This is a genomic window from Pseudomonas sp. WAC2, assembly GCF_030403525.1.
In the GTDB taxonomy this organism is placed as follows: domain Bacteria; phylum Pseudomonadota; class Gammaproteobacteria; order Pseudomonadales; family Pseudomonadaceae; genus Chryseomonas; species Chryseomonas luteola.
On record NZ_JAUEPD010000011.1, the window covers coordinates 148,093 to 171,815 of the forward strand.

Genomic DNA, 23,723 nt, shown 5'->3' on the forward strand with positions numbered 1-23,723 from the left:
GGATGTGAAAAAAGGCACCCGTGGTCACGCCGTTTGCTCAGCTGGGGAAATAATGGTCGTCTTACTGCAAGAGCGACCTGAGCTGAGGTAATCGGCAATCGATTACGGGATGACTTCTCTCAGAAGGTCATTTACAGCGCTCAGTATGGCAGCCACGACGAGTTCAACTGGACATACGCAAGGTGCTCATCAACGGTCAGCCCATAGAGAGGCAGACTGCTGCGCTTGATCCGATGCATGACCGGCTCGCTCGTTCAGAGCATGGCGTTTTGCCTCGACGCAGAATGGACGACGCACGGAGCGTGATAGTTCGGTCAACTGCCAATGAATGACCGGAAAAGAGGACTGCACCACGTTTCAAGACACAACAGGGACTTATAACAGTCAGGGTCGCCAGGAAAAGGTTCGTAGCGCCAGCCAAGAACAGCTTGTTTACAAATGGGCATCGCTATCGCTGTAACTTGGTAAAAAGCCTATGGCTGACAACATGGGTGCCTTGTCACTATAAGTGATCATTTAGAGTCACTTAGCTTTGTAATGGCTTACCGTGCTAGAGATGATCCAGTCGTAAGAAAAACAATCGGCTTTAATAAGACGAATGGCACATAAAGCATTTTCTATCAAACTGCATGGAGGGCTAACTGCTTCTGCTGATTTCCCAGTCTTTTCAGAAACATTTTTACACATGTTGGTAATTCAAGCCTGTGCTCGAATTCTTCATGCTTTCAGGTTGACTCAGGCAGATAGGTTGATGACTGAGTGCACCGCTGTAACAGCGCTTGGTCGCGATTATGCCACGGGTGCCAACTCTCATATCACCTACGCTGAAAATGCCTCAGAAGCTAAATCAACACGATTATCCGAGGAACATCGGAAGACACGCCTGAGGGGGTCGGCAACGCTTATTCCATAGCGCCAAGCGCTTTATGGTTCTTCATTGACAGGGATTTTTCTAAAGATTCATGGATACGGTTTATCTTGTTTTAATGCTTTTACTTGTCGCCTCGGCTACTGGGGTGGCGGCTCGCTTTCTACCATCATTGCCCACACCGCTGGTACAGATTGCTTTTGGCGCGCTACTGGCCTGGCCTGCCAGCGGGCTGCATGTGGAGCTTCAGCCTGAGCTGTTCATGCTCCTATTCATTGCCCCGCTTCTATTTGCCGATGCGCGACGGTTCCCGCAGCGCGAATTTATGCTGCTTCGTGGGCCTATTCTGGCATTGGCGCTGGGCCTTGTACTGGTAACCGTAATTGGTGTGGGATATGTGGTTCACTGGTTATTCCCCGGTTTGCCTTTGCCTGTCTGCTTTGCACTGACGGCGATTCTTTCACCTACAGATGCCGTCGCGGTATCGGCTATTTCCGGTCGACTTCCTGTACCACCGAGGCTGATGCACATTCTTGAGGGCGAGTCGCTCATGAATGATGCGTCCGGTCTTGTGGCATTCAAGTTCGCGGTAGCCGCAGCCCTGACCGGTGCGTTTTCTCTGGCACAGGCAACAGTAGGATTTCTGCTGATTTCCCTGGGTGGGCTACTGGTGGGCGCCTTACTGGCGCTGGCCTTTAATGTGGTGCGGACCCGTCTGATCGAGCGGCACCTTGGCGAAGCTTCGACGATTCAGATCGTGCTGCTGCTCCTGCTGCTACCCTTTGCGGCGTTTCTGCTGGCGGAGCATTTTCATCTGTCCGGTATTCTCTCCGCTGTGTCAGCGGGTATGGTCATCAACCGGCTTGACCTCAAGCGCCAGGATCAGACTACGTCCCGTATCCAGACGCGCAGTGTCTGGGAAATGCTGGAGTTTGTGCTTAACGCATTGGTCTTTCTACTGCTCGGTTTCCAATTGCCCGAAATCATTGGCGGTGCGCTTAATGCGACGACCAGTGCAGGCACCACGCTACCGTTTATTGAGTTGCTAGGCTTCGTGGCGTTGATTTCGATTGCGCTTCTGGGAATGCGGTTTCTCTGGATCTTCAGCGCTGTACATATGCCTCGGCTGTTGCGGCGCAAGCCAGCACGGTCTGTCTCCGCCCGCGTCTTGTTGGCCGGGACACTGGCCGGTATTCGAGGCACCATCACCTTGGCCGCTGCCCTATCGCTGCCTGAAGTGCTGAATGACGGTACACCGTTTCCGGCCCGTGAATTGCTGATCTTCCTGGCGACCGGCGTCATTCTGTTCACCTTGATTACCGGAAGCGTAGGTCTTCCTCTGGTGTTGCGCGGGCTGGATCTGCCTGAAGACAGCCGCGAATATGAAGAGGAGCGCCATGCGCGTATTCGTGGGGCCGAGGCGGCAATCCGGCACATTGAAAACTATCACCAAGAAAAAGCGAAGGTACTGGCGGACCACCAAGGGGATGAAGAGATTATCGTCGCGTTCAACGAGATCACCCTCCATCTGATGGACTACTACCACAAACGCATGGAGATCAATAACCACGAGCTGCCGACCCCGCTTCTCGAAGCGCGACGCGATCTTGAGCGGGAAACGCGTCTGCAGGCGCTCAAGGCGGAGCGCACTGAATACTACAAGCTGCGTAGCCGTCACCATATCAATGACAGTACGCTACAAAAGCTGGTAAGGGAGGTGGATCTGATCGAAACCGCTTTGACTGCAAGCGCAACCAGGCCGCATCACTAAATGATGTAAGCAGGCTCCGTAACGTTGGGGCCTGCTTACGCAGCGCTGGTCATTACAAGCGATCAAGCTCTGGGGTGATATCAAACCGATTGATCGCATGGGTAAGCGACCCGGCGCTGTAAGGCTTGGAAATGAGGGGGATATCCTTGAAGCGATCAGGAATTACCGTGTTTTCGCCATAGCCTGTCGCGAAAATGAAGGGATGTTTGGCATCAGCCAACTCGTCTGCAATGGCCAGACTGGTCTCCCCCGATAGATTCACATCCAGTACGACTACGTCGAAATGAGTAAAGCCCAAGGCGCGGCGTGCTTCGTTGACCGTTCCGGCAATCTCAACATCAGCGCCAGCTTCCTGGAGCATTGCCTGTGCATCCAGCGCGATCATCATACTGTCTTCTACCAGCAACAGTTTTTTCTCTGCCAACGATTGAGCCGTGACTAGCGTAGGCGCCGTTTTCAGCTCAGTAACATTCCCCACACTCACATGGCGTGCCGGGATCAAAAAACTGCCCTGGACACCTTCGATTCGGTATTCGATCCGGGCCTCACCTTGCAGCTCGAAGGGAATAGTCCGCTCGATAACGACCGATCCAAATCCTCGGCGGGAAGGCGCGCTTACTATCGGCCCTCCGCTTTCACACCACTCGATCCGAAGATCCTGATCACTTACCAGGAACCAGGACACCAGCAAATGCCCGGTCGGGCGGCTTAAGGCGCCATACTTGACCGCATTGGTCATCATTTCATGGAAAACCAGTGCCAGCGTCTGATAGGCCCGTGCATCCAGGATGACCGAGGGACCGGAAAACATCACACGATCCTGCGCACCGTAAGCCCAAGCCTGTGCTTCGGCTTCCACCAAGTGGAGCAATGGCGCCGAGGCCCAACCGACCTGATTCATCTGGTCATGCGCCTGAGCGAGGGCGTTGATGCGATGCTCAAGATCTGCAGTAAAGTCTTTGACGGATGTGGTCTGCTGACCACTCTGACGGACCACTGCCCGAATCAGGCTAAGAATATTCTTGACCCGATGGTTGAGCTCGGCAATGAGCAGCGATTGGCTTTCCTGGGCAACCTGCCGCTCCTGCGCAATCAATTCGGCACGCCGAAGAATCACTTCCAGAAGCGAGATGCGCAAGGTCTCGGCAATCTGTTTTTCATCGGAGCGCCAGGGTAGTGACTGCCCCCCAACTGTTTGTTTCCATGCCTCAAAGCTTTTACGTGGGCTGATGCGCTCGCCCGGCGTAACCAGTTTGTCTGGATTGCCACCCCAGGTGATGGTCTGCACGAATTCACGACGGAAAAACAGCAAATAGTCTCGGGGGGAGCGAGAGAAGGGTATCGCCAGTACCCCGCTGACGGCCTGCGCATAAGCCCGTGCGGGAGGAAAAAGTTTGCTTAGTTCGTGGGTGGCGAGTACCGCATTGGAACTGCCCATACTCAGAAACTGAATCAGCGGCTCTACCATCTCAGGTGGAGGCGTGATACCAAAGCCGGTGAAACGGCTGTCCGACCATACCCCGATGCCGTCACAGGGGATGATGTCATTCAAGTTTCCGGCATAGGCAGCCAGATTATCGAATAAGGTCTCACGGGGTGACATGCTGGCGATCAGCCGGTCATGCGCCTCATGCGCGCTGCTGACCAGGCGCAGCTCATCCTGATGCTCCCTCGCTTCCAGCTGAAGCGACAGCACCTGCCCAAACAGTTCCGCGGCAGCGCTCATGGGACCGCTCAAGCGATAAGGCTCGTTATGGTGGCAGGCAATCAAGCCCCATAGCTCTTCCCCCCGCATAATGGAAACGGTCATCGTGGCTCGCACGTTCATGTTGTGCAGATACTCGACGTGTACGGGCGAGACGCTACGCAAGGTAGCAAGGCTGAGGTCCAGGGGCAGGCCATCCGGCCCGAAGCCTGGTACCAATGGAACAGGTACATAAGCTGTATCGGTAATTACACGTAGCCATTGACGCTTGTAGAGCGCTCGGGCCTGAGCCGGAATATCCGAGGCGGGATAATGCAGCCCGAGAAAAGCATCCATGCCGGGCCTTACCGCCTCGGCAATGACCTGGCCGGAGTTATCGTGTAAAAACTTGTAGATCATGACCCGGTCGTAGCCGGTGAATGCCCTGATCTGCTGAGCCGCCTGTTTCAGGAAGCGGTCAAGGGTCGGAGCGCGTTTGAGCCGCCCGATCAGGCCTTTGACGAGCGTGACAGGGTCAGCCGCCGCGGTGTTATCTAGACTTGGCGTGCCCTCGATGATGGCTATCCCGCCCGAGACATGAACGGCCATATCGTAAGGTACGTCGCTGTTGTCAAGCGATATGCGATTAAGGCGCTCTGCCGTGCCAGACAGCATCGTCGTCTGCAGAAGATTACGTAGCGAGTGAACGGCTTCCAGGGGCAGTACCTGCTCAAGATCAAGCCCGAGCAGGTAGTCGGGTGAGTATCCTTTGAGGTAGTCAGCCGTATTGGCTGAGGCCTGAATGATTTTCCAATCCGGCAGGCTGCATCCCAAAAGAAATCCATGTGGCTGAATAGAGCCAGGGATATGGATAGGTTCACGTTCACAGACGCTTAGATCCATACCCTCGGATACGGACTGGTACGACTCACTCACAGACGAGAGCCTCCTAAAACAAACGTTTAATTTGACACGTTGTATGTGAAAAACACGCAAAGAAAGATCGGTGGTAAGGAGAGCGGGATAAAGCGCTACGTGAGCGAGCCATATCCTTAGAGCCGCTTTCATGAGCATAACAGTGAGCTGATCTGATCTCAGTGCGATCAGACTGCTGGTCAAGCCATACCATGCAAAGCCCCTATAGAAGAGCTTTAGGATGCGCTTTGCTATAGCCTATGATTGTCCCAGTACTTATTGCACCTACTAATACGTGAACCTTATCTCAATTTACTATTATCGCGATAATTAAATTAGAGTGGCTGCAATCTGTCGCCTGTGTTGGACTTAAGGCATAAGTTCACGGTCATAACCCCCTGTATGGATAGAAGCCGGACGTTTGCGGACGAATGGCATAAAGCTATCACGGTGGCGGTCGATAACCTGACGCAATCCTATCTTCTATTTGTACCGCCAAGTGGTGACTTCGCTAGCAATACCTCCGGCTCAATGCGCCGCTGTTGCTGCTGACTACGAGCTTGCCGTCTGATGAGAGTAATTGGCTCATGAGTGATTTATACACCAGCGACTTGATGGCCGAGGCTGAGCGAATCGCCGTTCTCAAAGCGCTTGGAATACTCGATACCGAGGCCGAAGCTGTATTCGATCAGGTAACGCAGCTGCTCTCTGATGCGCTTGATCTGCCCATTACGCTTGTTTCGCTGGTAGATGCGGAGCGGCTATGGTTCAAATCCAAGCTGGGCGTTTCCATTAACGAAATGCCTCGCGAGAGGGCCTTTTGCTCCTATGCCATCCAGCGGCGCGGCCCGCTTGTTGTAAACAATGCGCTGGAAGATCCTCGCTTTTCCCACAATCCCCTGGTCATCGGAGAGCCTTATATTCGGTTCTATGCAGGCGTTCCGGTCAACAGTATCGACGGTCATCCACTGGGTACGCTCTGCGCGATTGATACCTATCCGCGAGTCTTGACGGACCAGCAGCTGGAAACCCTTGAGGCCCTGGCCGGAGTCATCAGTCGAGAAATTCAGCGGCGTGAAACGGCTGTTCAGACCTGGCAGCAACTACAGCAGTCTACTGCCCAACTCAAGGCCAGCGAGGCCAGGTTTCGCACGATCTTCGAGCGGGCAGGCGTGGGGATCTCGCTATTGACGCCGACAGGGCAGTGGCTCGATATCAACGAGACGTTTTGCGCCATGCTGGGATTCCAGCGTGATGAAGTGCTGAGCATGAATTTTGCCGAGCTCAGCCATGCTGATGACATGGCTCAAGACCTTGAGCTGCTGAATCAGTTGCGTAACGGAGAGATCGACCGGTACGAAATCGAGAAGCGTTACCGGCACAAGAACGGAGAGCACCGTTGGGTACGGTTAACATGTACCCGGCATGTCAATGAGCAGGGTGAGCTGGATTATTACGTCCGTGTTGGACAGGATATTCAAGCCCGCAAGGAGGCTGAGTTGTCGCTGGCGGCACTGCACCATGATCTGGAGCAGCGTATCAATGTCCGAACCCAGGATCTTCAGCAGGCCAATGAGCGACTGACCGAAACACTCGAACAGAGGGAGCAGTCCGAGCAGGCCCTTCGCAAGCGTGAAGCCGAGCTGAGTGCAGTGCTTGAGAATAGCAGTGATGCCTATGTCAGCATGAACGAAGCCGGCCGTATCGTAGACTGGAACCGCAAGGCGGAGGCACTGTTCGGCTGGAGCCGTGAGGATGCCGTCGGGCAGCCGGTAGACCGGCTCATCATGACCTCATCCATCGGTGATCACTACCAAGCCGGTCTTAGCCGTTATCTTTCGGGGGAAATGGACCTGGGCGAGGGGGCTGCACTTGAAATCATGGTGCACCACCGTAACGGCGCACGTATCCCTGTAGAGCTCAAGGTGACAGCTGTTGATGCTCTAGACCATAAGCTTTACAGCGCTTTTCTGCATGACATCTCTGAACGCCGAGCCGAGCAGGAGCGCCGGGAACGCGAAGCGCTGGAGGACAGCCTGACGGGGCTACCAAACCGGCGTGCCTTGTACAAACGATTGAAAAGTCAGCTTGGCGCCAAGCCTACGCTGGCCAATCCCCTCTTACTGCTCTGCATGGACCTTGATAATTTCAAGCCGGTAAACGACACGCTGGGTCATGCGGCCGGTGATCGGGTCCTTATGGAAATCGCGCATCGATTAAAGAGCAGTCTGGGACGTGAAACATTCGTTGCGCGCATGGGAGGAGATGAGTTCGTTATCCTCCTGCGAGGAGTGACCGGACGCTCCGCTATCGAGCAGCTCTGTGAAAGAATTCTGGCCGCTATTATCGAGCCTGTGCAGATTGGCGATCAGGAGGTCATCATCGGCAGCAGTATCGGTATCGTGTGCGCGCCACAGGATGGTCAACGGACCGATGAACTGCTCAGGCTTGGCGATATCGCCTTGTATGAAGCCAAGGCTGCCGGCCGGAACACCTGGCAATTCTATTCCGAGGAGATGAATACCCGTATTCTGGCCCGCCGCCGAATAGAAAGTGATCTGAAGCTGGCTTTGCAACGGGATGAGCTACGCCTGGAGTTTCAGCCCCGCTTCGACACGGCGCAAAAGCGCATGGTTGGAGCTGAGGCTCTGGTGCGTTGGGAACATCCCATTCGGGGCTACCTGGGGCCTTACCATTTCATTACTGTTGCGGAGGAGACCGGCCTGATTGTCTTCTTGAGTGACTGGGTGATGCGCAAAGCCTGCCTTGAGGCACTGGAGTGGGCGCCGGATACATTTGTCTCGGTGAATCTTTCTCCCCTGGAGTTCAAGCGCAGCGATGTGGTCGCCCGGGTTATGGCCGTTCTGAAGGAAACGGGGCTGCCGCCTCATCAGCTTGAGCTGGAAATCACCGAAGGCGTCGTCTTGGATAATGCCAATTCGGCGCGCGAAGTCATGCATCGACTCAAGGCCCTGGGTGTTCGCCTGGCCATGGATGACTTTGGAACCGGCTATTCATCCCTGAGCTATCTGCATACCTATCCCTTCGATGGAATCAAGATCGACCGCAGCTTTATCGCCGGGTTGGATACCTCGTCAAATGGGGAAGCGGTTATCGAGGCCATTATCGGATTGGGTCGTGCATTGTCATTGACTGTCACGGCTGAGGGGGTGGAAACCCAACGGCAGATGGACGTACTGGCCCGGTTGAAGTGTAACCAGGCGCAGGGTTACTACCTTGCTCGTCCGATGCGAATCGAGGCGCTGAAGGCCCTGATGGATTCTCTGCTTTAGGAAAAGAAGGGCACCGTATAGTGCCCTTTGGTCTCAGCATGCCGGTTGAATGATACCGGAGCACTCGCCAAATCCGATCGAGGCATAACCTTCACGGTGGCAACGGGCCCGCAGGATAACCTCGTCACCATCCTCCAAGAACGTGCGGGTTTCACCGTTGGGTAGCGTTAGCGGCTGCTTGCCTCCTACGGTTGTTTCCAGCAGGCTTCCATAGCTGTCTGGATGTTCCCCTGAAAGGGTACCGGAACCGAAAAGATCCCCCGGCTGCAAGCTACATCCATTTACGGTATGGTGAGTAACAAGCTGCGACAGGGTCCAGTACATGTTCAGGCTATTGCTCAAGGCCACACGCTGAGCCGGTAGATTCTGCTCACGCATGGCTGCTGTACGCAGTAATACTTCCAGCTCAATGTTCAGCGCGCCCGTTTCCTGGTCGGTTGGATCAAGCAGATAGGAAAGCGGCTGAGGATCACCAGCTGGCCGGGGCGGTTGCGCGCAGCGGAACGGATCCAGGGCTTCGGCGGTAACCACCCAGGGGGAAACCGTCGTAGCAAAACTTTTGGACAGGAACGGGCCCAGCGGTTGGTATTCCCACGCCTGGATATCACGAGCCGACCAGTCATTGAGCAGGCATAGCCCGGCAATATGGTTCTTGGCATTGCTAATTGAGATGGCCTCGCCCCGAGCATTGCCTCGGCCTATCCAGACGCCGAGCTCCAACTCGTAGTCCAGGCGCTTGCAGGGACCGAACACCGGCTCGCTCTGCCCTGGTGGAAGTGTTTGTCCTTTCGGCCTTATGACCGGCGCTCCGGATACGTCAATGGTGGATGCCCGCCCGTGATAGCCGATGGGAACATATTTGTAATTGGGGAGCAGTGGATTGTCCGGACGAAACAGTTTGCCCACGTTCGTGGCGTGATGGATTCCTACATAAAAATCGGTGTAGTCACCGACCTTGGCTGGCATATGCAACTGGCAGCTCTTCATCGGGTGCAATAACGTATCGCCCAGCGCGTGCATGCGCGTGCGGTGCAGGCTCGATTCGTCCAGTAATGCCAGTAGCTCTTCGCGTAAAGCACGGCGCTCGGTTGCATCCAACGCGAAAAAGGCGTTTAGCGTGGTACCTGCTGCGTATTCGGCGGCACACTGCGCCGCGCTGCTGAATAGACCCGCCTCGCAGGCAACACGCATGTCCAGAATATAGTCCCCAATCGCGACACCGCCCCTGGGCGTCTCGCCAAGAGGGCTGAACACGCCGTGGGGCAGATTCTGCAAGGGAAAATCGATATGGCTGTTGGCAGAGGCTACCCAACTCAGACGTGGATTCTCGGTTCTCATAGAGGGTCCTCCCGGTGAAACGTCTTGCCCAACCCTGACCAGCACGCGTCATAGTCAGCCTGTAAGGTTGCGGTTTCCAGAGCATGGCGGGTGGGTCTTAATACCGGCCCGGTCTCAAACATGAAGGCCATGGTGTTATCGATTTTGTGTGGCTTCAGCTCGGCGTTGATCGCCTGGGTCGTCGATACATGATCCGGCCCATGAGCACTCATGCAGCTGTGCAAGGAGGCTCCGCCTGGTGAGAAGCCGTCGGCCTTTGCATCATAGGCACCCTGGATAAGTCCCATGAGTTCATTCATCAGGTTGCGATGGAACCAGGGTGGCCGGAAGGTGTTTTCGGCCACCATCCAGCGTGGCGGGAAAATCACGAAATCGATATTTGCCATTCCGTGAGTGCTGCTCGGTGAGGTCAGGACTGTAAAAATGGACGGATCGGGGTGATCGAAACTGACGGTACCGATGGTATTGAAGCGGCGTAGATCATACTTGTAGGGTACGTTGTTGCCGTGCCAAGCCACAACGTCCAGAGGTGAGTGATCCAGCGTGGTCGACCACAGTTCGCCCAGGTATTTCTGTACCAGTTCGGTTGCCTCATCACGTTCTTCGTAAGAGGCGACTGGAGCCATAAAATCGCGTGGATTGGCCAGACCATTACTGCCAATAGGCCCCAGGTCCGGCAGACGAAGCGCCTGCCCATGGTTTTCACAGACATACCCGCTGGCCGCGCCATCGAGCAGTTCGACGCGAAAGCGCATGCCCCGAGGTATAACCGCAATCTCCAGCGGTCCGATCTGTAGAATGCCCAGCTCGGTTGCCAGGCGCAGTCGCCCGGCCTGGGGAACCACCAACCACTCGCCATCGGCATTGAAGAAGACCCGGGACATTGAGCTGTTGGCTGCATAGCGGTAGACGCTTACGCCCGTAGTCTGCACCGCATCGTGAGTAGCCGTCAGGCATTCCAGCCCGTCGATGAAATCGGTCTGGATCTGCGGCTGGGTGATTGGATTCCAGCGTAGGCGATTGGGTGTTACTTCACCGAGGCCGCCATGCGCCAGCTGCCGGTCAAGGCGCTTGTATTTTGAATGGTTAGCCGACGGGCGAATCCGGTAGAGCCAGGTACGCCGGGCTTCCGTGCGCGGAACGGTAAAGGCAGTTCCTGACAACAGTTCGGTATAAAGACCGTACGGGACCTTTTGAGGTGAGTTCTGCCCAACCGGCAGTGCTCCTGGAAGCGCTTCGCTGGCAAATTCGTTTCCAAAGCCGGACTGATAGGGAAGGGTATCCAGGCCCTGTGCATGTACGTTCATGGCTTGATTCTCATTCTGGGCATGTCCGACAGGGCAGCCGGCGTACCGGCCGCCCGTGACCTTACTCGGTGGCTAGCACGCCACGGCGGATCTGGTCGCGCTCGATCGATTCGAACAGTGCCTTGAAATTGCCCTCGCCAAAACCACTGTCACCCTTGCGCTGGATAAATTCGAAGAACACCGGACCCAGCAGGGTCTCGGAGAAGATCTGCAGCAGCAGGCGACGCTCACCCCCTTCGGAGGTACCATCCAGTAGGATGCCCCGCGAGCGAAGCTCTTCAGTTGGCTCGCCATGGTTGGGCACGCGGCCTTCAAGCATCTCGTAGTAGGTCTCTGGTGGTGCTGTCATGAAGCGGGTGCCGCAGGCCTTGAGCGCATCCCAGGTCTTGATGAGATCATCGGTCAGAAAGGCAACATGCTGGATACCTTCGCCGTTGAACTGCATGAGAAACTCCTCGATCTGACCCGCCCCCTTGGAAGATTCCTCGTTCAGCGGAATCCGTACCATGCCGTCTGGCGCAGTCATGGCCTTGGAGGTCAGACCCGTGTATTCACCCTTGATGTCGAAGTAACGAATCTCGCGGAAGTTGAACAGCTTCTCGTAGAAGTCTGCCCAATAGGCCATACGGCCCCGATACACGTTATGGGTTAGGTGGTCGATGATCTTTAAACCAGCCCCGACCGGCTTGCGATCAACACCGTCGAGGAAAACGAAGTCGATGTCATAGATTGAACTGCCCTCCTCGAAACGATCGATCAGGTACAGCGGTGCGCCACCGATGCCCTTGATGGCTGGCAAGCGAAGCTCCATCGGACCGGTAGGAATGTCTACGGCTTGAGCGCCGATTTCCAGTGCCTTGTAGTAAGCCTGGTGAGCATCACGCACACGAAAGGCCATACCGCACACGGAAGGGCCATGTTCAGCAGCAAAATAGGCCGCATGGCTTTTGGGTTCACGGTTGACAATGGCATTGATATCACCCTGACGATACAGCGCAACGTCCTTGGAACGGTGGTTGGCTACGTGGGTAAAACCAATACTTTCCAGTACAGGCTCGATGACATTAGGGGTCGGGGAGGCGAATTCAATGAACTCGAAACCCATGAGGCCCATGGGGTTTTCAAATAGATCGGCCATGACAGGCTCCTGCATAAACAAATGGATTAGGTAAGGAAAATCAGTACCCAGACCATGGCGGCGCGCAGGAAAGGCCACGGGTGCTGCGAGCCAGGTGGTCGCCCATCAGAAGCTTGAAGCCAAAGGATTTCATAGCGGTCGATCCGCCTGAGCGTCGGGGTGAGCCTGCTGGAACGCCGGATGTTCTAACGCCAGGCGTTCAATCCGGGCAATTCGAGGCAACGATTCCAGCGCCACGTTGAAACGGTGCGCAGCATAAAGCTGTGGCAGCAGATATACATCGGCAAGGCCTACTTCACCAAAGCAGAAGCCTTCATCGCCTATCAACGCCTCTACAGCGCTAAGTCCCTCACTGATCCAATGCGCAATCCAGGCGGATACGTCTGCCTCGGCAATGTTCAACTGGCGCAGGCGGTTCAGTACCGACACGTTATGCAGGGGATGGATATCGCAGCCAATAATGGCCGCTACGCTCCGATGTCGGGCGCGTGCGAGTATGTCTTCTGGCAGCAGAGGCGTTTCAGGGTAGCGCTCTTCCAGGTATTCCAGGATAGCGGGCGATTGAGGAATCAGTGTGTCTTCATCCGTGCGCAGCAGCGGGACACGACCTTGTGGATTGAGCGCAAGGTAGTCCGAACGCCGATGTTCACCGCCATCCTTGATGAGGTTTACCGGTATCGCCTCGTAAGGCAGCCCCTTGAGCGCCAGGGCAATGCGCACGCGATAGGACGAAGTGGAACGGTAATAGGTAAAGAGATCCATGACTTACACCGCTTTTATTAGCGACTCCTATGAGTCTTTTATAATGCGTAAATCAGTTACGTTTAGTGGAATGTGCGCCAAGACCTTGTGGCTTGTCAAGCCAGGCAGACATTCATGACCAAAGGATTGCCTTGTACATCAAGGATTCTGTAAGCGTTGCTTGCTTGCAAATTGAATCCTGAAGGCGGTCACGCTATAACACCGCCTCCCCACAGTAGCGGTTGTAGACATGGCAAACGAATCGAAGGCTCCTGAGTCGTCCCGACGCCAAAAGGTTCAGTCGGCTGAAGTCGGCACCGATATTCTCAAGGGTCTGGCTGATCTGGCGCCAGCGACATCGTTATCCAAACTCGCAGAGCATCTTGAGATGCCCGCCAGCAAGGTGCACCGCTACTTGCAGGCACTGATTGCCAGTGGGTTTGCCGAGCAGGACGAGGCTACCAATCATTATGGTCTCGGCCCGGCGGCGTTGTACGTTGGCATGGCAGCCCTGGGGCGTCTGGATGTCGTGAAAGTAAGTGTTCCAAGGCTGGCCACACTGCGTGATGCTGTCAACGAAACATGCTTTCTAGCGGTGTGGGGCAACCACGGTCCGGCAGTGGTGCATGTGGAGCAGGCCGTCCGTGCAGTAACGTTGGTAACGCAGGTGGGCTCCGTACTTCCATTGCTGAGTTCTTCTACGGGGCTGGTCTTTAATGCGTTCCTGCCGGATAGCGAAACGGCTCCGTTAAGAAAGCAGGCGCTACGTCAGGCAGGCGCACCCACTCAAAAAGTGCTGGCTGACACTATGGCGTCTATCCGTGCTCATCGACTGCACTCAATTCATGGCCTGCTCATGGAGGGAGTCAATGCGCTTTCGGCACCGGTGTTTGCCGCGAGGAATCGGCTTGTAGGTGTATTGACCATCGTAGGGGCGGCACAAAGCTTTTCTGCCGAGCCCGGTAGTTTGGCTGCACAACGGTTGCTTGAAACCGCCGAGGCGATCAGCCAACGAATGGGCGGTTCCTTCGCCTAAATACACCAGATAAGCGTTAGAAGAACGCTGGCCAGCAGCGTGGAGCCAGGCGCGTCACAGCCGCTTATCAGGTTTGGTTTGCTGGAGAGGAAAGGGGCAATAGGCCTATGCATATGCCTCTTTTGGAGATGCTATTTTCTATCTCGCTGATTTTATTGAAAAAATAGCTTTACAACTATAGAAATATCCCTATACTGGCACCCACAGCGCGCTCGTAGCTCAGCTGGATAGAGTACTCGGCTACGAACCGAGCGGTCAGAGGTTCGAATCCTCTCGAGCGCGCCATCTCCTAAAAGGGCTTGTAGAAATACAAGCCCTTTTTTCATGCCTGCAAGAAAGGCTTTCGCTTGAGTTGAATTCCCTCCTGCCTGCTTGCTCGTGAATCGCCTTGCACTCAAGGTAAAACTCATGGGTTGCTCATATAATTATAGTTCTCTACTTCATCAATCTTGGAAAAGCCTGGCTTAATAAAAACGTCCGCTCATTTAATATAGAGCAATGCGATTTATACATGCCTTGTGCATTGAACTCATTATTACTTATAAGTCAATTGTTAATTGACGGGTATTAAGCACCTGTTAAATACTAGGTTCAGAGCGGCTAAAGATGACTGGGTTATCACCCGGGATGACCGTGTTTGATTGTTTCAGTCTGTTGATGAAATGACATGTTAATGCCTAAGCATAACTGATAGCTGTTGTTGTTAGTTAATAAAGTTAACGCCACTGCTGCTCTGAATTATCGTTATTTTTAGCTGATTGACCAATTTAGCGCTGACATTAGAAATAAGTATGTTGGATAATATGGGTTCATTTGAGTGATCCCTAGTGCAGCAGGAGCCATATGGCCAACTCCTGTGCTTAAAGCCAGGTTTAATCAGGTTTCGCGCTGCAGCAAGGAGCCCGCCAGCGGGCAGACCTAAGTTCATTATTCCAACAGCTGGCTATATTCAAGCCGCCTTTGTGCAACAGTAAGGCAAATAAAAAAGATTGCTAAAGTGCTAAGTAAATCCTTTCGTCGGGCTGTATGGTAATAGACTTACCGACAGCTACGCTTGTACTACCAGTATTTACTGGAAAGCTAAAGAGCAAACGGAAAGCCTGTTGTTTCGTTTGGTCGCCGACCTCTCTATAAAGAGAGGTCGATCTAACTGGGCATGCTTATAAGGAATTCGATATGCGTCGTTTCAACATGCTTGCGGCCATTTCCATGGCCTTTATCTCTGCCTCTGCTGTTGCTCAAATGCATGTATCGGAAATTAACCAGGCTGGTGATGGCAATACGGCAGAGCTGGTTCAAACCGGTACGTCCCATCAGGCGCAGCAAACTCAGTTGGGTAACAACAGCTATCAGCGTATCGAACAGGATGGGACCGGCCATTCCGCCACGGTCTATCAGGACGAAGCGACTGAGGATGCTAGAGTAACAGTAACGCAAGGAGGAGATAACCAGGTTGCCAACATCTACCAAAGCGGTGAGAACGAAGTAACCCTGACGCAAGCGGGCAGTGCTAACCAGTACACGTTAAATGATACAACGTATTATGGCAGCGGCTCTGTGACAGGAGAGCAAAATGGTACAGGGAACATTCATACCTTGACACGTACCACCTCTGGTGCTGCAACAATTAACACAACGTCCATTGGTAACAACAATATCATTAACCTGGAGCAGGGGACGGATGGCTTCCTGAGTGGATTTACTGCTACCCAGACGGGTGATACTAACCAGATCACCGCTATACAGCGAGATATGAATGTATCCAGTGCTGTCGAACAGCAAGGCAACGCAAACAGTGTCCAGCTCCAGCAGTATGGCGTCAGTCCCAAAGATGTTGATGTGGGCAGTATTTTTGCGCGGGTAACTCAGTATGGCGACGGCAACACGGCGACAGTCGAGCAGTCTCTGAACGCTACAGCACGGCTTACCCAGAACGGTAATAATAATAGCGTCACGGTTGATCAGGGAGGGCGTGCTAGTATTTACTTTGGTTCCGCCGGTGCAAGCCTGACTACCAATCAGTTGGGTGATGACAACATCATGACGGTCAGCCAATCTGCCACCAGCGGTTCAAACAGCATCATTGCTACACAAGATGGCAATGGAAACACCATGGATCTGGTGCAGGCCGGCGTTGAGAATAGCTCCCTGGATGTATCGCAGATAGGCGATGACAACTACATGAGCCTCACACAACGCCAGACCATCAATGACAACTTCCAGCTAACCCAGCAAGGGTCAGGCCTGTCTGTTACGTTAGAGCGCACCGGGCAGGGTAATCAGGCAACCTTGATGCAGACCGGGCTGAGCAATACAGCTACGTTGACCCAACACTGATCAGGAAGGGTTCAAGCATTTGCTCTCTGCCAGCATTGCTGGGTTGAAAGGCCTGGCAGTGCAGGTCTGTAGGCTTTCTTTATTATAGGCAGGCCGACGACAGCCAGGCAGGGAGATGGGCTGTCATTAAGCTATCATGATCGGCTGATATAAGCGGGGCAGTCTTTATTGCCATGGTTGTCGTTGTTCCGTGAACATGCCATTAAGTGTCCTGCGCTTTTTCAAGTCTTCTGCATCCCTTCCACTTCTGCGCCGTATGGGCATTAGGAATCGCCTGATTGTCTGCTTTGGGGTTACGGCCGCGTTGTTCGTAGGGTTGGGCAGCTTCTGTCTTATACAGATGCACGAGGTTCGTCAGCAGGGCGAGATGATCGAAAGCGGAGCGCTTGCCAACATTGCACTGGCGGATGCCATTGCAATTGATCTGGGCAAACTACGCACAGAATCCCAGCGATTTCTGACCAGTACGGAAGATCCATCGGTATTGATCAATGGGAAAATTGCTGTCGAGCAGCTAACGGGACAACTTGAGCAGAACTTCCAACTCTATTCGCAGCAGGCTTCGGATGCTACCCAGCGCGACTCGATCAAGGCGCTTCAGGACGCCTACCAGGTTTTTCTTTCGGGTCTGCGAGATGAGATGGGGCTGATTGAACAGGGCAGGGCCCAGGATGCGCATATGCTTTCTGATACGACCTTGAGCATGCAGGGCGATCTGATGGATATGCAGGTGCAGTTGTTGAGAGAGTTGAATAAGCAGAGTGCTGCCCAATCCATCACCTCGGCACAGGCGCATTATCAACAGACGCGCTTGATTGCCCTTGTCACTATTGGGACAGTGCTGGTACTCATGATGATCTTGGCCTGGCGGCTGAGTGTCAGCATACTGGTGCCCTTGCGACAGGCTGTGGCGATCACCGAAGTCATCGCTGAGGGAGATCTGAGTCAGTCTATTCAGTCGCAAGGTAAAGACGAGGCGGCTCGGCTGTTGCAGGCACTGGCGCGCATGCAGGGTAGTCTGCACGAGACGCTGTCACATATCGAATCGGCGTCTTCACAGCTTACTACTGCCGCGCATGAGATGAGTGCTGTCATGGAAAGCAGCGCTTGTCATCTGCAACAGCAAAACCATGAGGTAAGCCAGGCCGTTGAGGCTATGGCGCAAATGAGCCAGGCTGTAGAAGAGGTTGCGCTTAGCGCTGCCAATACCTCACAGAATTCGCTTGCCTCCAGCGAGGCCGCTATATTGGGCAAACGCGAGCTTACCGACACCATTGCCTCCATCAAGCAATTGGCAGGCAGTGTATTAGGGGCTTCCGAGCAGGCGGCCGGGCTGGCTGAAAAGACGCAGAGCGTTACCCGAATACTGGATGTCATTCGATCTGTTTCGGAACAGACCAACCTGCTTGCATTGAACGCGGCCATTGAGGCTGCACGCGCCGGTGAGCAGGGCAGAGGCTTTGCTGTGGTAGCCGATGAAGTGCGTGCCCTGGCACTACGTACGCGAGCCTCCACCAACGAAATCGAAGCGTTGGTCCATGACGTGAATCAAGGTACTCAACAGAACGTTGCCAGTCTTCAATCCTCTGCAGAGCACGCCTGTCATACCTTGCAGCAGGCGGAAGCGACTGACCGGGCACTGCTTGAGATTACGACTGCCAGCGAGGCTATTCGTGAGCAGAATAGAACCATTGCAGCAGGCGCTAATGAGCAGGTTCAGATTGCGCATATTGTCGATAGCGCCCTGGCCAGTATTCGAACGTTGTCTACCCAGACGGCGACAGGTGCAATGCAAACCAGTCACTCCAGTATAGAGTTGCTTGCATTGGCCTCGGAGCTTAACCGGACGGTCCAGCGGTTTCGCCTGTAAGGAAATTAGTTAGCTAATCAATAAATTGTTACGGTTAGGAAGAAACTCAACGATTGATCGGTATTCCAAGCGGATGACGTTTTAGCTGATAAGTTGAGTTATCCATGTTGAAGTATCTATCCGTTGCCGTAATGACTGCCCTTCTACTTCCCTTGGCGGGCTGTGACAAACCTTCCGAGCAGAAGGCACAGGACGCTGCCCAGCATACGCAGAATGCCCAGGAACATCAGGAAAAAGCAGCAGCAGCTGAGAATCCTGCCGAGCGACAGACACATACCAACGCTGCGCAGGAGCAGAAGCAAGAAGCGGTTGAAGATCAGCAGAAGGCAGATGCGGCGTTGTCTAATGAGTCAGCGGTAGGCTCGACACATCCAGACAAAGCAACCCGTACCCAGGCACAATAATCATCTTGGCAGGGCGCCCATCGCAGCCCTGCCGACCGTGTCATCGCCGATTAGACGATGGGGGTATAACCGCTGGGGCTATCTGGCCATGGCGTTAGCACTTCAAACCCGCTCTCTGTCACGACAACCATATGCTCCCATTGTGCCGAGAGCGAACGATCCTTAGTAATGACCGTCCAGCCATCACCGAGTGTCTTGGTCTGGTGCTTGCCGGCATTGAGCATAGGCTCGATGGTAAACATCATTCCTGTGCGCAACTTCATTCCTTCGCCACGGTTGCCAAAATGCAACACCTGAGGCTCGTCGTGATAAACCTTACCGATCCCGTGCCCGCAGTATTCACGAACGACACTAAAGCCGTCACGGTGCGCGACGGTCTGGATCGCATGACCGATGTCTCCCAACGTTGCGCCGGGCTTGACCTCACGAATACCTGCACACATGGCTTCGTAAGTCGTTTCCACTAGGCGGCGTGCCTGAGCAGAGGGCTCCCCTACAAAGTACATGCGACTGGTATCGCCGTACCAGCCATCCTTGATGACCGCTACATCGATATTGACGATATCGCCATCCTTCAGCGCCTCAGAAGAAGGAATACCGTGGCAGATCACATGATTGACTGAGGTGCAGACCGTTTTCGGAAATCCATGATAACCAATATTGGCCGGAACGGCTTTTTGTACATTGACGATGTAGTCATGACACAAGCGGTCTAGTTCTTCGGTCGTTACGCCAGGTTTCACATGCTCGGCAATCATCGCTAGCACATCGGCTGCCAGCTTGCCTGCCTTGCGCGCCATGGCAATTTCTTCAGGTGTCTTTATCGAAACCGCTTTTCTCATCGTCCGGCTCCCGCCTGTTTGATCGTTGCTTGGACGTGTGGGGCATCTTCCATCGCGCTCAGGCAGTTCAGGTCAAAACCGCCTTGTTGCTCCAGACTGATCAGCAGCTTGCAGATATCCCGATGGTTCAGCTCAGGATAGAGTTCCGCCAGCATGCCTACCCGTAGCCAGTGCTCCGCCTGAGCATTGATGGAGCGGCAAAGTGCATTACTGGCGATACGCAGGTTCTCATGCATACCTTCCGAGACTTTGACAATACCCATCCACTCACCCTATATGAAATGTATATGTTCCATATACTAACGTGTATGACTACGTAGGAAAATGGACGTTCCGTGCGATTAATGGAGGATGGCTGGGCTTTTTTTAAATTAAATGGTTATAAGCAAGATCATATTTATATAAGCGAGCTCTTTATAAGTCGTTATGCTGCGTGCCAGTTTTTGCAGAACATGTGTCTTTAGGAAGTGATGATGGATTTCGGCGCTGGAGGTTTTGTTGTCGCAGGCTTGGTGGTCGGCTTTATTGTTGGGATGACAGGCGTAGGCGGTGGTTCCCTGATGACTCCTATCCTATTGTGGTTTGGCATCAATCCGGCCGCTGCCGTAGGAACCGACCTGCTGTATGCCGCGGTAACAAAGGCGGGCGGTGTCTGGGTGCATCAGCGCAACAAAAATATCGACTGGTCTGTGACAGGCTGGCTGGCGCTGGGAAGTCTGCCGGCTGCTGCATTCACACTGTGGTTGTTGAGTCGCTTGCACTCCGATCCGCAGGCGCTAAATGCGATCATCAAGCATGGTTTGGGTATTGTTCTGTTCATGACAGCCTTTGCCATTCTTTTTAAGAAACAGCTGTTTGCCTTTGTAGGCCGGCATGCCAATGACAGCTTTCACTTGAGCCCGAAAAAGCTCAATACGCTGACATTCATCACAGGTGTTGTGCTTGGCGCCATGGTGACGCTGACGTCCATTGGCGCAGGCGCTTTAGGTACCGTGGCGCTATTCATGCTGTATCCCTTCCTGGCTACCCGACGCCTGGTAGGTACAGAGATCGCACATGCCGTACCTTTGACGCTGATTGCAGGACTGGGCCATGCCAGCATGGGCAACATGGATTGGCCTATTCTAGGCTATCTACTGATGGGCTCACTGCCAGGCATCTTTATAGGCAGTCACCTTTCCGGTCGAATTCCCGATGGAATATTGCGTCCGTGCCTTGCCGTCATGCTGATGGTGATCGGGTACAAACTGCTCTGACCTTTCCTTGGGAGTGGCCTGAAGACTTCAGGCCACTCACTTGCTAACGCCTTCTGAATAATATCCAGAAGAGGCTATTCCTGCCGATGTATCCACCGTACTGCTCTTTTCTATGCCATGCGGATCCGCTTCAGCCTTGTGAAAGATAGACTGGAAGCGGATTGATGATCGTCTCGTAACCGACTAGCGACGGCTGAAGGGTTTCCATCAACAATGGCCAATGTGCCATAGCTAACTGGAAGTTTTGTACAGCCTGGATTTCAAGATACTGCAACCCTTGCAAATCAAAGCATTTGGCCAGATTGGTGACGTCCTCACGGGTATCCAATATATGGATGGAGGCGTCGAGTACTTGAAGAGCATTCATCGTGGTTTCCAGGCTGACAGATTATTTGACGCAACGGTCATTACACTGTTGCCTGCAGCAACCGGCGTGCCAGATCATCAGTGCCAGAACACCATCAAGCCAAACGCTGACAGAAGGCAAAATCCGCTAATAGCCATCAGCAGCAGGTCCACAGGATCCCATTCACTCATGCTAGTGGTCGTCGTTGGGACGTAGGTAGCTGGATGAAGCATTCAGGACGGAAGCGATCAGATTATTCATCCTTATGCCGTCTAAGCTCAGTGTGAATCGCAACCCCTGTAGCCACGAGGCCTATTATGGCCAGGCAGGCAATAGGGCGGCCCGGCGTTAACACCTGAGTTGTACAAAGGGTGGTGAGGTTAGTAAAGAAGTCCATATCCAGCATCCTGCTTTTTGCTTTCTAAAAGGCGAAGAGAAAGCCATTCCTATTCCGGCATGGTGAGTAACAGTAACCTCACGCGTGACCAGACTCATTCCGTATCGGTTATGGGTAGGTTCATGCTGCGCAACGACCGCGCCTGGCCCCTATGACTGATGTCGTGATGATATCAATGGCGGCAGCAAAGCTCAAAGGCTCAAAAGTCGCATGGACTTTGGGGTAAGCGTTTACAAGTGTGTCATGCAAGCGCCAGACGGGCAGAGGCGTTATGACAAGCTCAATTCTTGGGAGGCTTTTTGCTCAGGAAGGCTTCTCGAAGAATAAACACAGAAACGATGATGAGACCGTATCCTTCGAACTGGAGCATCGTGTCATTGGGCTTGTAAAGCAGACACATTACACCCACTGCCGTGAAGAATAGGCCGAGGCAGTACAACAACCTTATTTACCTCTAAAAGACATGCTGGAGCCAGAGCTGGACCTACTTGAAGATAGCGCTCTTGAGCGTAAGGGGGGGCTAGCCACAAAATGAGAAGTGGCTAGCAAACTTGATATCAATATGACATTGGTGGACTTAATCTGTACAGCTGTCTCGTCTGTTCAAACGACCGTTCATCATCTGTGGTGGATTCTTCAAGGCATGACTGGTGGCAGATACGTCAGGGTGGCCCCCAATGCCCATAAAAGAATCAGCACCAACGGAATATGCGCCAGCATCTGCATGAAGGTAAAACCGATAAGGTCGCGCGCCTTGAGCCCCAGAACGCCTAGTAAAGGCAGCATATAAAAGGGGTTTATCAAATTGGGTAGCGCTTCAGCTGCGTTGTAGATCTGGACTGCCCAGCCCAGGTGGTAGTGCAAGTCATTGGCAACCTGCATGACGTAAGGCGCCTCGATGATCCATTTACCCCCGCCTGAAGGAATAAAGAAACCCAGGATAGCTGAATAGACGCCCATCAGGACCGCAAATGTATCGTGTGAGGCCAGTTGAACGAAAAAGGCGGAAATATGGTGGGCAAGCGTCTGACCATCACTTCCTGTCGCCTTTGTCATGATCGCAGCAATGGAGCCATAGAGGGGAAACTGGATCAGGACACCAGTAGTGGTCGGCACAGCACGCGCCACTGCATCGAGAAAATGACGAGGACGCCAATGCAGAAGCGCACCAAGCGTCAGAAATAACAGGTTGTAGGTGTTGAGTCCTGAAATGGCCTCAATGGCAGGCTTGGAAGCAAACTCCTGCCAAAGCCACCCCAGCGCTAGCAGCACAATGATAATGGTCAGAAGCGGGCTATGCTCCAGCCATTCGCCTGGGCGTGTTCGCACTAGCCGAGCCGGTGTTTCCAGTACGGGGTCGACTCCACACTCACGCGCAGTACGAGCAGTCAATTCTCCAGGCGCAGTAGCATATGCAATGATCAGCGACAGCACGATCAGCGCAAGCAGCATGATGCCTGACTGCCAGAGGAAAATGGTTTCCGTAAAGGGGATGACACCGGTAATCGCCAGAACAGACGGGGGCAGGCTCCCCGGATTTGCCTGCAACTGGGCCGCTGAGGACGACAGACCCAAGGCCCATACGGCGCCCAGCCCGAGATAGGCCGCTGCACCTGCGGCCCGGTAATCCATTTTCAAATCGGCACGTCGGGCAAGGGCTCTTACCAGGAGCCCTCCAAAAACCAGGCTGAGCCCCCAGTTGAGCAGAGAAGCCAGCATCGAAATAAGCGCTACCCAGCAGACAGCCGACCGACCATTGCGTGGGATGCGAGCCAGCCAGTCGATCAGACGGGCCGCAGGCGCTGAGCTGGCCACGACGTAGCCGCCGATCACTACAAACGCCATTTGCATGGTGAAGGGAATCAGGCTCCAGAAACCGTCGCCAAATGCCTTGGCTGTCCCTGAAGCCGGCGTGCCGAGCAGGGTAGCGGCGAGCGCCACCACCACCACGGCGACAGCGGCAAAGACCCATGAATCAGGAAACCAGCGCTCGGCCCATTGCGCACAACGTAACGCCAGACGAGCAGAAAATCGCTCTTCAATATGAACGGACATGTAATCTCCTTATAGCTTTTGTTATTGATTACCCGTGTAGCGCATTGCCACTTGCTTGGCCGCGCCCAGGACCTATAGAGGGTAGCGCTTACCGGTGTGTTTTACTTGACGGTTTTTCACCGTGA

The 23,723-nt window shown here is 53.9% G+C and carries 16 protein-coding genes and 1 tRNA gene; 8 read left to right on the plus strand and 9 right to left on the minus strand.

The annotated features are described in order from the left end of the window. Positions 1-962 precede the first annotated feature (962 nt). The gene (locus QWJ10_RS21365) at positions 963-2,639 is read left to right on the plus strand and encodes a Na+/H+ antiporter (protein ID WP_289929614.1); all 1,677 of its coding nucleotides are present in this window, start codon (positions 963-965) and stop codon (positions 2,637-2,639) included. Positions 2,640-2,691: 52 nt separating this feature from the next. Here QWJ10_RS21365 and QWJ10_RS21370 read toward each other — a convergent pair whose 3' ends face one another. After that, complete coding sequence (locus QWJ10_RS21370; protein WP_289929615.1) at positions 2,692-5,259, minus strand: HWE histidine kinase domain-containing protein; 2,568 nt, start codon at positions 5,257-5,259, stop codon at positions 2,692-2,694. Between the two features lie 566 nt (positions 5,260-5,825). Between QWJ10_RS21370 and QWJ10_RS21375 the strand changes: the two genes are divergently transcribed. Next, positions 5,826-8,531 carry an EAL domain-containing protein gene (locus QWJ10_RS21375; protein ID WP_289929616.1) on the plus strand — a complete coding sequence of 902 codons (2,706 nt, stop codon included), beginning with the start codon at positions 5,826-5,828 and terminating at the stop codon, positions 8,529-8,531. Between the two features lie 33 nt (positions 8,532-8,564). Here QWJ10_RS21375 and fahA read toward each other — a convergent pair whose 3' ends face one another. The 4 genes from fahA to maiA all read right to left on the minus strand — a co-directional run bounded on the left by fahA (position 8,565) and on the right by maiA (position 13,076). After that, the gene (gene fahA, locus QWJ10_RS21380) at positions 8,565-9,869 is read right to left on the minus strand and encodes a fumarylacetoacetase (protein WP_289929617.1); all 1,305 of its coding nucleotides are present in this window, start codon (positions 9,867-9,869) and stop codon (positions 8,565-8,567) included. After that, positions 9,866-11,176, minus strand: coding sequence for a homogentisate 1,2-dioxygenase (gene hmgA / locus QWJ10_RS21385; protein ID WP_289929618.1), 1,311 nt, complete (start codon positions 11,174-11,176; stop codon positions 9,866-9,868). The genes fahA and hmgA overlap by 4 nt, the downstream gene beginning before the upstream one ends. A 61-nt stretch (positions 11,177-11,237) precedes the next feature. Further along, a complete protein-coding gene (hppD, locus tag QWJ10_RS21390) occupies positions 11,238-12,314 on the minus strand; it encodes a 4-hydroxyphenylpyruvate dioxygenase (protein WP_289929619.1) in 1,077 nt (358 codons plus the stop codon). A 129-nt stretch (positions 12,315-12,443) separates the two neighbouring features. Further along, positions 12,444-13,076: a maleylacetoacetate isomerase gene (gene maiA, locus QWJ10_RS21395; protein ID WP_289929620.1), complete on the minus strand. Its 633-nt coding sequence runs from the start codon at positions 13,074-13,076 to the stop codon at positions 12,444-12,446. Between the two features lie 229 nt (positions 13,077-13,305). Between maiA and QWJ10_RS21400 the strand changes: the two genes are divergently transcribed. From QWJ10_RS21400 to QWJ10_RS21420, 5 genes are all read left to right on the plus strand, one after another. Continuing rightward, on the plus strand, positions 13,306-14,091 hold the full coding sequence (locus QWJ10_RS21400) for an IclR family transcriptional regulator (RefSeq protein WP_289929621.1): 786 nt from the start codon (positions 13,306-13,308) through the stop codon (positions 14,089-14,091). A gap of 208 nt (positions 14,092-14,299) precedes the next feature. Beyond that, a tRNA-Arg gene (locus tag QWJ10_RS21405) sits at positions 14,300-14,376 on the plus strand. 891 nt (positions 14,377-15,267) lie between these two features. After that, entirely contained in the window at positions 15,268-16,428 is a 1,161-nt protein-coding gene (locus QWJ10_RS21410) for a hypothetical protein (RefSeq protein WP_233432226.1), read from the plus strand. A 196-nt stretch (positions 16,429-16,624) separates the two neighbouring features. Then, entirely contained in the window at positions 16,625-18,298 is a 1,674-nt protein-coding gene (locus QWJ10_RS21415) for a methyl-accepting chemotaxis protein (RefSeq protein WP_289929638.1), read from the plus strand. A gap of 104 nt (positions 18,299-18,402) precedes the next feature. Continuing rightward, on the plus strand, positions 18,403-18,702 hold the full coding sequence (locus QWJ10_RS21420) for a hypothetical protein (protein ID WP_289929622.1): 300 nt from the start codon (positions 18,403-18,405) through the stop codon (positions 18,700-18,702). A 50-nt stretch (positions 18,703-18,752) separates the two neighbouring features. Here QWJ10_RS21420 and map read toward each other — a convergent pair whose 3' ends face one another. Both map and QWJ10_RS21430 read right to left on the minus strand, forming a co-directional pair. Next, on the minus strand, positions 18,753-19,544 hold the full coding sequence (gene map, locus QWJ10_RS21425; RefSeq protein ID WP_289929623.1) for a type I methionyl aminopeptidase: 792 nt from the start codon (positions 19,542-19,544) through the stop codon (positions 18,753-18,755). Then, positions 19,541-19,807, minus strand: a complete 267-nt coding sequence (locus tag QWJ10_RS21430; RefSeq protein ID WP_010798714.1) for a ParD-like family protein — start codon at positions 19,805-19,807, stop codon at positions 19,541-19,543. Before QWJ10_RS21430 ends, map begins: the two co-directional genes overlap by 4 nt. Before the next feature lie 210 nt (positions 19,808-20,017). Here QWJ10_RS21430 and QWJ10_RS21435 point away from each other — a divergent pair, with 210 nt between their 5' ends. Next, the gene (locus QWJ10_RS21435; RefSeq protein WP_289929624.1) at positions 20,018-20,800 is read left to right on the plus strand and encodes a sulfite exporter TauE/SafE family protein; all 783 of its coding nucleotides are present in this window, start codon (positions 20,018-20,020) and stop codon (positions 20,798-20,800) included. 130 nt (positions 20,801-20,930) lie between these two features. Here QWJ10_RS21435 and bcsR read toward each other — a convergent pair whose 3' ends face one another. Both bcsR and QWJ10_RS21445 read right to left on the minus strand, forming a co-directional pair. After that, positions 20,931-21,167 (minus strand): BcsR/BcsP family cellulose biosynthesis protein, encoded by a 237-nt coding sequence (gene bcsR, locus QWJ10_RS21440; RefSeq protein WP_289929625.1) that lies wholly within the window; start codon positions 21,165-21,167, stop codon positions 20,931-20,933. A 1,012-nt stretch (positions 21,168-22,179) separates the two neighbouring features. Beyond that, entirely contained in the window at positions 22,180-23,598 is a 1,419-nt protein-coding gene (locus tag QWJ10_RS21445) for a TIGR00366 family protein (RefSeq protein WP_197873286.1), read from the minus strand. Positions 23,599-23,723: the final 125 nt, after the last annotated feature.